This is a genomic window from Akkermansia sp. (assembly GCF_020860705.1).
Taxonomy (GTDB): domain Bacteria; phylum Verrucomicrobiota; class Verrucomicrobiia; order Verrucomicrobiales; family Akkermansiaceae; genus Akkermansia.
Window position 1 is genome coordinate 49,298 of the sequence record NZ_JAJBTT010000015.1, and the last position, 11,680, is coordinate 60,977.

9 protein-coding genes are annotated in these 11,680 nt (G+C 59.0%); 1 reads left to right on the forward strand and 8 read right to left on the reverse strand.

Annotation, left to right across the window (positions count from 1 at the left end; translation table 11 throughout):
* The 8 genes from LIO64_RS02895 to LIO64_RS02930 form a co-directional block, all read right to left on the reverse strand.
* Nucleotides 1-645 carry a PEP-CTERM sorting domain-containing protein gene (locus LIO64_RS02895; RefSeq protein WP_290547949.1) on the reverse strand — a complete coding sequence of 215 codons (645 nt, stop codon included), beginning with the start codon at nucleotides 643-645 and terminating at the stop codon, nucleotides 1-3.
* A gap of 367 nt (nucleotides 646-1,012) precedes the next feature.
* Nucleotides 1,013-1,792 (reverse strand): hypothetical protein, encoded by a 780-nt coding sequence (locus tag LIO64_RS02900; RefSeq protein ID WP_290547950.1) that lies wholly within the window; start codon nucleotides 1,790-1,792, stop codon nucleotides 1,013-1,015.
* A gap of 36 nt (nucleotides 1,793-1,828) precedes the next feature.
* Nucleotides 1,829-2,536, reverse strand: coding sequence for a phosphoribosylformylglycinamidine synthase subunit PurQ (locus LIO64_RS02905; protein ID WP_290547951.1), 708 nt, complete (start codon nucleotides 2,534-2,536; stop codon nucleotides 1,829-1,831).
* 48 nt (nucleotides 2,537-2,584) lie between these two features.
* Nucleotides 2,585-4,987: a phosphoribosylformylglycinamidine synthase subunit PurL gene (purL, locus tag LIO64_RS02910; protein ID WP_290547952.1), complete on the reverse strand. Its 2,403-nt coding sequence runs from the start codon at nucleotides 4,985-4,987 to the stop codon at nucleotides 2,585-2,587.
* Nucleotides 4,988-5,010: 23 nt separating this feature from the next.
* Complete coding sequence (locus LIO64_RS02915) at nucleotides 5,011-5,457, reverse strand: hypothetical protein (protein WP_290547953.1); 447 nt, start codon at nucleotides 5,455-5,457, stop codon at nucleotides 5,011-5,013.
* Between the two features lie 74 nt (nucleotides 5,458-5,531).
* On the reverse strand, nucleotides 5,532-6,242 hold the full coding sequence (purC, locus tag LIO64_RS02920) for a phosphoribosylaminoimidazolesuccinocarboxamide synthase (protein ID WP_290547954.1): 711 nt from the start codon (nucleotides 6,240-6,242) through the stop codon (nucleotides 5,532-5,534).
* 112 nt (nucleotides 6,243-6,354) lie between these two features.
* Entirely contained in the window at nucleotides 6,355-10,707 is a 4,353-nt protein-coding gene (locus tag LIO64_RS02925) for a sulfatase-like hydrolase/transferase (protein WP_290547955.1), read from the reverse strand.
* A gap of 212 nt (nucleotides 10,708-10,919) precedes the next feature.
* The gene (locus LIO64_RS02930; RefSeq protein ID WP_290547956.1) at nucleotides 10,920-11,303 is read right to left on the reverse strand and encodes a PEP-CTERM sorting domain-containing protein; all 384 of its coding nucleotides are present in this window, start codon (nucleotides 11,301-11,303) and stop codon (nucleotides 10,920-10,922) included.
* A 1-nt stretch (nucleotide 11,304) separates the two neighbouring features.
* Here LIO64_RS02930 and LIO64_RS02935 point away from each other — a divergent pair.
* On the forward strand, nucleotides 11,305-11,680 hold a 376-nt coding region (locus LIO64_RS02935; protein ID WP_290547957.1), incomplete at its 3' end, for a hypothetical protein.

The following is an 11,680-nucleotide window of genomic DNA, read 5'->3' on the forward strand; positions in this document are numbered from 1 at the left end:
TTAAAAGCGCCGGCGGCGCATGGCAAGAACAGCCAGTCCCAGCAATCCCATGGAGGCCGTGGCCGGTTCCGGGATGTTCAGGGCGCTCAGGATGGACATATCGCTGTCAATGCCGGGATCCTTGTCAAAATAGCTAACCTGGATGTTGCTGTATTGGATGTTTCCGTTGTTGGTCCACAGGGTGGAAAGGTTATTGTTGAGCGGGAACAGGGATGCAGCATTCGTTCCGCTCATGATAAGCTGCGTGCCCTGATACAGGCTGATGGTGCTTCCTCCTCCGGAGAGGTCCTGCCGGTAAATCAGCGTCAGCGGGCTGGCGTCCAGCGTCAGCGTTGCGTTGGTGAACCAGGAGGAGGCAGGGTTTGGCAGCGGTTTTTCAGCGGCGAACGTGCATTCGCCGTGGTCAAAACCCGTAAGATAAAAGACATTTCCCGTGGGGTTAGCGCCGCTGTAGTTCGCGGAATAAACGGGAAGGGCGTTTTCCAGGGAAAAGTCCGGGTTGATTTCCATGTTGAAAGAGACAGCCCAGCTGGTATTGGAGGTGGTACCGGGATTAATTTGAAGGTTGCCTTCAGTAAGGCTTTCCACGGTATAGGGAACAGTAATGGCTCCATGGGCGGTCATGGAGAGCAAAGACACTGTCATTAAAAGAATGGAAGTATACTTCATAGATGTCCCATGTAGCGGATTTGTAATCCGGTACAGATTGGGAAAAACTTCAGGAATATATTCCATCTATGAAGCTTATCATGAAGCGTTTTATTTTCCTGGTTCTTGAAAAGACGACTATTGGTTGAGAATAGGACTGGACTTATCAATGCCGCTCCATTTTCTTAATGCACTTACAGTGATGGAGGAGTAATTTAATTTTTGGTTTTTTCGTTGACACCGGATTACAAATCCGCCCTGTTTTCTAACAAGAAAAAGGCCCCAAAGAGGAAGCATCCTGTTTGATTGGAAACAGGAAATTCAGGCGCAACTATTCCTTGCTCCCGCGGATGCGGAAGGATCGTCAGGCCTTTTTCTCCGGGGAAAGGCCGGCGATGACTTCCTGCTTGTCCATGATGTAGCCGGTGTCCGGATCATGGTACTGGGTGGAGTAAACGGAAGTTCTGGAGCTCCCGCAGGGGTCCGTTTCCCGGGCGGTGGGGAGGCGGTCCGTGAGGGAGGGAAAGCAGTGTTCCACCAGTTCAAAGGTGGTGATGGGTTCCGGAACCAGATTGACGGAGAAGATGCCGCATTCCCATGCCTTTTCCACGTCCCGGACCAGGCGGTGCATGGGATAGAGCTGGTGACGCTCCAGCAGGGCCACTTCCAGTTCCCCCGTTCCTTCCGGCGGGGCTGCCAGCAGGTCCGCCACGCTCATGTCCGCTCCCGTTCCGGTGATTTCCGGAAGGTAGACGTTCAGCACGCGGCCAAACCGCAGGTTGATGAAGGCTTTCAGTTCCACCAGCGCGGCCAGCCATTCATCTTCCGATTCACGGAGAAGGGGGGATTCTTCATTGCCCGTTTCCGGCTGGGTGTCAATGCAGGTGACGTAGGTCACCCGCTCCGCCTTCACTTCATGCAGCAGGTCGATCAGGTTTTTAACCTGCGCCAGGAAGGAGCCCATGTTCCCGCGGATGGCCCTGCGTCCTTCCCGGAGAGACGGGCAGATGATCACGACCTGGCCGAATTCCTTGCCGCGCAGGAGGGGCAGGTTGGTTTCATCAATCAGGTAGTCGAAGTACCGTTTTGAGGACCAGAAGACGCCGAGGGCGGAGGAGGAGCCGATGAGTGCCGTGTCTGTCATGCGTGCGGAGGGTGGGCGGTGAATGGATTTGAGCCGTTATTTCAGGGCGTCAAAGGCGGATTTGAACAGGAAGTATCCCCAGCCCCAGTCTTCATGGCCGGCCCAGTCCCTGTCGTAGTGGTGGCGGGGCAGCAGGAAGCGTTCCGGGTGGGGCATCAGGCCCATGGCGCGCCCGGTGGAGTCCTGAAGGCCTGCAATGCTGCATTCGCAGCCGTCGCGGTTGTCCACGTACTGGAGGGCCACGTTTCCGGCGGCCAGGTATTTTTCCGCGTCTCCGGGCCTGGTGACCAGGCGGCCTTCCGCGTGGGCGGACGGCAGTTCGAATTCATCGGGAAGACCCTGCAGGAAGGGGGAGTTTTTGGCCACTTTCACCAGTTTGGCCCAGACGCATTCAAAGCGTTCCTTTTTGTTGTCGATGAGGCTGGAATCGGGCAGAATGCCCAGTTTGGTGAGTATCTGGAAGCCATTGCAGATGCCCAGGAGCAGTCCTCCGCCGGCATGGTGCCGATGCAGGGCGTCTCCCAGGAAGCGTTCCGTTTCCAGCTGGGCCAGGCGGCCGCTGGTGACATAGTCCCCGTAGCTGAATCCGCCGCCGAGAACGACGAGCTGGGATTTAGCGACGTGTTCCGGCGTGGCTGTGGCAATCGGCTGAATTTGAGTGGAGAAGCCGGCTGCGCGCAGGGCGCGTTCCGTTTCCACATCACAGTTGGTGCCGGGGTATTTCAATAAAAGTGCGTGAGGCATATTGGTAGCAATGAATCGTTGGTATGGTTAGGTCCCGGGTTCTGGAGATCAATAGTAGGGGGTGAGTCCGTCCTTCCAGAGTTTCTTGAGCCTGGCTATTTCACAGTCCAGCACCTTTTCCCCGCCGCAGCAGGTGGCCGTGAGGCGTTTTTCCTCCGTGGCGCGGCCGATGCAGGCGCAGGGGAAGCCGTCCATGGCCGCTTCAAAGTCCGCGGCGAATTCCGGATCCACTTCCACCAGGATGCGGCCCGTGCTTTCACTGAACAGGGGAACCGCCGGAGACTTCCATCCGTGAGCGGTAGGAACTTTCGTGAGGTCCAGCCGGATGCCGCCCTTGCCGGAGAAGGCCATTTCCGCCGCCGTGACGGCCAGGCCGCCTTCGGAGACGTCGTGGGCGGAGAGCACCAGGCCGGAGGTCAGGGCGTTGTAATAGGCCTTGTACAGGGCCATGTTGGCCGCGCAGTCCGTCTGGGGGACCCTGGCTTCTTCCACACCGTGGGTGCGGGCGAAGACGGAGCCGCCCATTTCGTCTTCCGTGTTGCCGATGAGGTACAGCAGGCTGTCGTTCCGGCGCAGGGAGGAGCCGGTGGCGTGGTCCGGGCTTTCCACCACGCCGAAGCCGGAGCAGAGGAAGGTGACGGGCACGTTGATGGGGCCGTCTTCCGTTTCAAAGTAGTTGTAGAAGGAGTCCTTGCCGGAGATGAAGGGGGCGTTGTAGGCGTCCGCCGCATGGGCGATGGCCTTCACGCATTCCACCAGGCGGCCGAGTTCCTGGGGATCTTCCGGATTGCCCATGCAGAAGTTGTCCAGCAGGCCGATTTTGTCCGGGTTGGAACCCACCAGGATCAGCTGGCGCACGCATTCGTCCACGGTGCCGGTTCCCATGGCGTAGGGGTCCGTCTTGCCCCATTCCGGGAGAATGGCGCAGGCCATGGCCATGCACTTGTCGGAACCGTCAATGTCCACCACGGAGCCGTCCTGCGGAGCGTCCGCCTGCGCGCCCGCCAGGGGCTTCAGGATGGTGTTGCCCTGCACTTCATGGTCGTATTCCCGGATGATGGGTTCGCGGGAGACGATGGCGAAGTCCCCCATGACGGTTTCCATGGCCTTGTTCAGGTCCTTGTCCGGGAGGGGTTGGCCCGTGAGCGCCTTGCCGGGGGTGAAGACGGATTCCAGTTTCTTGATGGGGGCGTCATGCAGTTTGGAGTTGTCCAGGCAGCAGACCAGTTCCCCATGGTGCCAGACCTTGAGGATGCCCGTGTCGTCGGAATGGCCCAGCACGGTCAGTTCCGTCTGGAAAGTGTCCGCCAGCTTCTGGAGTTCCGGCAGGTCCTTTTCTTCCACGGCCATGACCATGCGTTCCTGGGATTCGGACAGGAAGATTTCCCAGGAGATGAGGCCCGGTTCCTTCAGAGGGGCGTTGTCCAGGAAGATTTCCCCGCCCGTGACGGAGAGCATTTCCCCGGCGGCGGAGGAGAAGCCGCCCGCGCCGCAGTCCGTGATGAAGACGATCAGGCCGCGTTCCCGCGCTTCCAGAATGAAGTCCAGCGTTTTCTTTTCTTCAATCGGGTTGCCGATCTGCACTGCGGTGAAGTCTTCTTCATGGGATGCTTCGTCCAGGGCCGCGGAAGAGAAGGTGGCCCCCTTCAGGCCGTCCCGTCCCGTCCGTCCGCCGATGACGATCACCTTGAGGCCGGGGCGCATTTCCTTCAGGATGTCCCCGCGGGGGATGACGCCGGCGGTGCCGCAGAACACGAGCGGGTTGTAAATGTAAGTGGGGTCAAACTGGATGGCGCCGTTCACGGTGGGAATGCCCATGCGGTTGCCGTAGTCGCGCACGCCGCGCACCACGCCGCGCATGATGCCCAGCGGATGGATGACGTCCGGGGCGGTGATGGATGCGGGGTCCGTGTCCGGGGCGCCGAAGCAGAAGACGTCCAGGGAGGCGATGGGCTTGGCGCCCTTGCCTGCGCCCAGGATGTCGCGGATGACGCCGCCCAGCCCGGTGTTGGCTCCGGCGTAGGGTTCAATGGCGGAGGGGTGGTTGTGCGTTTCCGCCTTCAGGCAGACGGCCAGCTTGTCGTCCAGCGCGATGAAGCCGGCATTGTCGTCAAACGCGCTGAGCACGAAGCCCGGCTTGCGTTCCATGATTTTTTCAGACGGCTTTTTGATGTAAGTCTTGAACAGGCTTTTGACGGTTTCCGGAGCGCCGCCGTTTACGCTGTGGCTGATGTCTGCGGAAAAGATGCGGTGCTTGCAGTGCTCGGACCAGGTCTGGGCGATCACTTCCAGTTCCACGTCGGTAGGGTCGCGGTCGATTTCACGGAAGATCTGCTGAACCACTTCCATGTCCTCGCGGGACAGGGAAAGCTTCTGCTTTTTGCTGAGTTCGAGCAGTTCGTCGCTGCTCAGGTTCCTCACGGGAACGGTGCGGTAGGTTTTTGCGGACATGTTGCTGAGGAAGGGGGAAAGGGTTAGGCGATGGTCCAGTTATGGATGGCGGGGTTGCAGACGTCCTTGGCGAAGAGCGCCGCCAGGGATTCCCTGTCCCCCTGCCCGAAGACGTACACGCGCTGGGTGATTTTCAGGGCGTCCAGGGTAAAGCCCATGTTCCTGCGGCCGCGGTAGTTTTGCAGGATGGCTTCCTTTTCCAGGTCCAGGGCGCCGGCCTTCATGCCGTAGTCAATGGTGAACAGGGCATCCTTCAGGATGGGGGCGGCCTGCTCGCTGCATTCTTGGGCGATGGGGTCCACCAGCACACTCAGGAGATATTCGCGGGCTTTCTGTTCGTCCCCGCTGATTTCTACGGTGTAAACGCGGCTGCGGCGGAAGGTGAGCCCGGCGTTCAGGGGGGTGTAGAGCAGGGCGTCGGCGTTGGCTGCGGCCTGGAATCGGCTGATAACTTCAAAGTGGAGGGTCATATCGCTCAAGAATGGTGGTAAAATGAAAAATGGGGGCCGGTTGGACAACCGGCTCCCATGAAGGGGTAAGAGGCTCAGGCCTTGTTCTGGAGGCGGGAGAGGACTTCCTCGTAAGCTTCCATCACGTTGCCCAGGTCCTGGCGGAAGCGGTCCTTGTCCATCTTCTCGCCGGTCTTGATGTCCCACAGGCGGCAGGTGTCCGGGGAAATCTCGTCCGCCAGCACGATTTGGGAGGGATCCTCCGCCAGGCGGCCGAACTCGATCTTGAAGTCCACCAGCGTCAGGCCTACCTGCTTGAAGAAGTCGATCAGCACGTCATTCACGATGCGGGCCTGGTCCTTCAGGAAGGCGCATTCCTCTTCCGTGGCGGCGTTCATTTCACGGGCGTAGTCGTCATTGATGAAGGGATCGCCCAGGGTGTCGTCCTTGTAGGAAAATTCCACAATCGGCTTCTTGAAGGGAGTGCCTTCCTTGACGCCCATGCGGCGGCTGAAGGAGCCGGCGGCGATGTTGCGCACGATCACTTCCAGGGGAAGGATGGAAACCTTTTTCACGTCGATATTGATGTCGTCCACGTCAGCGACCAGGTGGGTCTTCACGCCCTTGCTTTCCAGCATGCGGTAGATGACCAGGGTGATGGCCTTGTTCATCCGGCCCTTGTTTTCAAACTGGGCTTTTTTGGCGCCGTTGCCGGCGGTGGCGTCGTCCTTGTATTCCATGCGGAGGACGTTGGGATTGTCGGTCGTGTAAAGCCGTTTGGCCTTGCCTTCGTAAATAGGTTCCATGATACGTGTTGCGCAGGGGTTGAATGCGTGCGGGGATGTTACGCCACCCTCCCTGCACGGTCAAGCCGCAACTGGATGGAAAGGCCCCCGTTTTCTGCGGAGGCCTTCCGGGTCAAATCCTGGTCACTTTCAATCTCAGGAAGCGGCGCGGGGGCGCTCCGTCGTCCATGGGTGCCGTATCCCGGTATTCGCCGCGGCTGCCTTCCGGGGTGATCGTCCCTTCATCCGTCCATGTTTCAAGATCCTCCGAGCTTTCCACGCTGAAGGTGACGTCCCTGGCCTGGGGATTTACCGGCCACGCCAGCAGCAGGAAGTGATTGCCGTTCCTCTCTTCCACGCTCAGGCTGGTCACGCTTCCGCAGGGCTTCCCGGCGGGGAGCCCCGTGGCGTATTTCATCAGGTTGGAAATGCCGTCCCCGGCTGGGCAGGCGTCCGGAGCCGTCAGGTTGTCCGGAGTATTGTCATCAAAGTTGTCTTTCTTCCATGCGTCGTATCCGGCCAGGGGAGGAGCCCCTTCCTGGGTAAGTGTGAAGGTTCTTTGTTCCCCGTCACAGGAGACGATGACGACGGCGGTTCGGGGCGTTTCCGAGCTGTTGGACTCCACCGCCAGATTCAGCGTGGCGGTTCCCGCGCCGGACAAGGCGTCCGGCGTGACCCATGATTGATCGCTGGAGGCGGTCCAGGGCAACTGGGTCTGCACGGTCAGCGTGGTGGCGGTGGCGGCGCTTCCGGCGGCTTCCTCCGTCTTGTCAAGGCTGACCGGGTTCACATACTCGTAGGCCAGGGCCGTGGAGGGAACGGCTTCCCTGCCGCCGGTTCCCGTTCCCTCCCATTCCAGGGAGAGGGAGGAGGCGGCCGTATTCCCCACGTAACCGATGCGGATGGGGTGCAGCCCCGCCTTCAGCTTCACCTTCTGTCCCGCAAGGGCGTTTTTATCCGCCTTGGCAATCACTTCCTCCGACACCCCGTCTATGGCGCGGGAGTCTGCTTCCGTTCCGGGAACATACGTGAAATCCGCATCCACGAGCTGCATGCCGTGCAAGTGAACGAAGGCCTTGGAGCCTTCTCCGGCGTCCGTTTTCAGGTAGAATGTGTATTCTCCGTCTTCCGGTACCTCCAGATAGCCTGAAAGCTCCACTCCTTTCCGTGTCAGGGAGGGAATGGTCTGCACAGTCACTCCGGCAGTTTTTCCCGTGGCGTCCGGCGCTTCCATCTGCCGGAAATCCGGCACCCAGTCAAATCCGCGTTTCCATACGCGCCAGCGCAGGCCTCCCCTTTTCAGGCCGGAGGGGGCTTCGACCGGCTGCACCATGGCGTCATCCAGCTTCTGGACGGTTTGGAAGGGAGAGGTACGGCGTGTGCGGGCGGACTGAATTTTCAGCTTTTCCTGAAGATCCGGACGACTGGAAGCCAGGTCTGCGGCTTCCTGGGGGTCCGTCAGGGTGTTGAAAATCATGAAATCCTTTAACGGATCAAGGATCCTGTTGTTATTGTTTCCTCCTCCCTGGCGGCGCACCCCTTTCAGGCCTTCCGCGTAAACCACCTGCTGCATGTCCGTATCCTGGGCCGCATTCCGGTGGGCGGGAAGGAAGTCTGAGAATCCGCTAGTGACCAGGTCTCCAAAGTACTCCACGTAGATGTTGCTCTTCTTCTGCCGTTCGGGAACGCCTGCCAGCGTGGGCAGCAGGGAAACGCCGTCGCAGCGGGCGGGCACGGGCACCCCGGCCGCCTCCGCAAAGGTGGCCATCCAGTCCTGGAACTGGGAGGCGTTCAGGGAAATGCCTCCCTTGTTGATGTATTTGGGCCAGCGCACCAGGGTGGGCATGCGCATGCCGCCTTCCCACGTATCCTTTTTAATGCCGTCCATCATGCCGTAAGCCTGGAAATAGGCGGGATTCTTCGTGCCGTGGTTGTGGTTCGGATCGGCTCCTCCCTCGTGGTGGGGGCCGTTGTCGGAGGTGAAGACGATCATGGTGTTGTCGTCAATGCCCAGATCCTTGAGCGTCTGGATCACGTCCGCAATGGTGTCGTCCACGCGGCGTATCATGGTGGCATGGCGGCTTTCTATGGCAGAATAGGAAGAAAGTTCCGGGTAAATATAGCTGTCCTTGGCATAGGACCCCGTCAGGCCTGCTTCTCTGGCCAGTTCCTCCGTGCCTGTGTTGCAGGTGGCTATTCCGTCCCGCTGCACCCATTGCAGTCCTCCGTTCCTGCCGCCGCCATCCGGGTAGGCGCATGCCGGCACGGCGCTGGATGCATGAGGTGCCGGAAAGGCCAGGTACAGGAAGAAAGGCTTGCCGGAGCCCTGGTCATGGTGGTCCATGATCCATTTTTTGGCACGGGCGGCGAACATGTCCGTGTCATAGGCCGTATCCGGGACAGTGGACTTCACGTCCCTCAGCGCCGGTACGGCGTCCGAACGGTTGTATTCCCTCACCTTTCCAAGATCCGGGTCTTTGGCCGCGCTCATGGTTTCCCCCAGGTAGTGGTAATGGCCGGACAGGTGGTCCACAATGCCGTAAAAATAGTCAAACCCCCGCTGGTCAGGGGTGGCGCTCATGCTGTAATGGTAGCCTGTTCCTCCGCCCGCGGATTCCCCGCCGCCGCCGATGCCCCATTTGCCGACGGCGGCCGTATCATAGCCGGCTCCTTTCAGTACCGTGGCCAGCGTGTGGGAATTTTCGATCGGGTCGTCAAAGCACTTGTTGCGCAGCACCCGGGAGTGGCCTATGTGGACGCCCAGCATCAGGGAGGCGCGGGCAGGGGCGCAGACCGGAGCCGCGGTATAATGGCGGCGCAGTTGCATGCCTTCTTCAGCCATGCTGTCCAGGGCCGGGGTGGACAGGCTGCGCCGCCGTTCCACTTCTCTTCCGTTCAGCTCCTGATGTTCCCAGAAGGCGTTCAATTCTCCCCAGCCCATGTCGTCCACAAGGATAAAGATGATGTTGGGCCTGGCTCCAACCATCCCTTCCTTCATGGGCGGCGGTTCCGGGATGCTGCTCTGAAGCGTCAGCGTATGCGTCCCTGCGTCATAGGACTGGGCCGTGAAGCAGGAGGGCAGTGACGGGATTTCCGCCGTTTCCACGCCTTCCCTGAATTCAATGGTAAAAGTATGGGTTCCTTTCCACCCGTTCACATATGTTTCCAGCGCAGGGTCAAATTGAACGATGTACGATTTCACCTCCGGCCCGTTCTGTGCCGGGGTCTGGCTCCCGTTCTGGCGGATGCCGTCAATCGTGGAAATGTTGGAGGGCGTCAGCGTCACGGACATCCCTGCATTCGGCATGGTCAGGGTGTCGTCCGCCGTCAGGCTGGAATCCTTTTCATAAGTTACTTTTCCGTTAAATGTGCCGCTGCCTTTCAGACTGCAGTTCCCTTTGATGACCAGGTCCACGTCCGGCGGCGCGTCTCCCAGGTCCAGCGTGGCGTTTTCCAGAATAATCGTTACACCGGTTCCCACGGAGAGGATTTCACCGCGGGTCACCGTGCGGTCCGCGTAAGTGACCGTGGCGTTGTCTTCCAGGATCTGCGTCAGCATGCCGCCTCCGCCCCGGATGCCGGATTGCCCCGCCAGCGTCACTTGTCCGTTGAAGGGGGCATTTCCGCTCTGGTCCAGTACGGAGTCCTCCAGCCTGAAGGCGGTTTCGGCTCCCAGCGTCCACCCGGCATCCGGCGTTATTTCCGAATGGGTCCATGTGACGGCAGCTTTTTCCCCGGTGGTGAGGGCGCCCCGGTAGGCTCCCGCCTCCTGGAGAATGCCCCCGGAGGGGACGGAGACGGCGTTGGTCAGGGCCTTTCCTCCCATGTTCAGGGTGGGCGTTCCCGTGCCGTTGTCCAGAATGAAGCTGATATTTCCGTCGATTTTTTCCACGGAAAGACATGGGCACAGCCGCACTGTACCGCCGCCCTTCAACGTGACGGAGCGCGCCGTTCCTCCCTCGCTCGTCAGGGAATAGGAGCCTTCTTTAGGTTGTCCGTTTGCTCCCAGATAGAAGGTGCGTCCCTGTTCCACGGTCCATGACTGGTCCGCCGCTACGCGCAACTGGGCGATTCCGAAGTCCGCCGCGTACCCCGTTCCCTCCGGTTCCCTGATACTGACACCCTCATCATGAACACGCAAATAAACGCCCTGTGAACTGTTCAGGATATAGATCAGGCCGGATTCTCCCGGGTTCGTGCTGATTCCGTTGATTTGAATTCCTTTCAGGTACCGCCCTCCTGTTCCCAGACCCGCAATTCCGGAAGAACCGTCCAGCTTGCCGACGGGCCGGGACAGGAGTCCGTTTGAAATCATCCGGTCGGCATAGGAAGAGGACGTGCCGGGAACAGCCGCCGGATTCCAGTTGGAGGCCGTTTGCCATGAAGTACCGCTTCCCCCTGTCCATACGTAATCCTCCGCCAAGGAGGAGATGGAGATGAAAAGCGGCAGAAACAGCGCCATCAGGCTAAAACGAAGAGAAGACATGGAAATGGAAGGAGTTAAATGAAAATATCCATCCTCCTTGGTAAGTTTTTTCTTGTAAGGAGGAGGTAAGTCTGAAAATCGGTCCGGGAAAGAACGAGCGTAGGGGAAAAGGGGTGCCCCATCCCGGAAAGGGGACGGGAACCGATATAAAAAGGGCAGGAAGAATGCCGTATTCTTCCTGCCGCCTGCACCATCAGTGCGTGAAGGTATCCTTACGCCCTCCGGCGGCGGATCATGAGAGCCGCCAGGCCCAGGATGCCAAGGGAGGCTGTAGCAGGTTCTGGAACGGTTGCGATGCCCAGTGCGGCCAGCACGTCCATGTTGGAGTCGGATGCGTCAAAAGTGACGCCCTGAATGTCTGAAAGCTGGGTTCTTCCCCCATTTGACCAGAATGTAGCGGCTCCTTTGGTCAGGGATATAAGACCGTTACTCGTTCCGGAAGCGATTTCCTCGCCGCCCAAATAGAAGGTAACGTTGGATTCGCTATCAGACACTTTTCTGACCACAAGAGTGAGGGGATTATTTAAGAGATCTTCCTTGGCGATCTGGGTTGTCGTGAAGACGACTTGCCCTGTAGCAGAATTTGTATTCTTCATCGTGAGCGCGACGCTACTGTTTCCAGTTTTAGTCCCAAACCCGAACGTCCATTCTTTTTCACTAGAGTTTTTTTGTGTGGAGAAAAAAGCATCGGTGCCCATAAGGGCTGAGAGGTTTGCAGGAAGGGTAGTGTTAAAAGAAACGGCCCATCCCGTGCTGAATGAACTTGCATCATCGCTCCAGTTCACCTGGGAGTTGCTGGAGGATTGGCTTGCCGGAGAGAATCCGTCCAGCAACGTGACGGCTCCCTGTCCGGAAACCGTGGCTAACAGCAGGGTTGCGGTCAGAAATAATGTTTTCTTCATAAGCATGCGGTGTAGTAATAGGAATGTTAATCATCCCATCGGTACTTACACGGTAACGGATTTCAAATCCG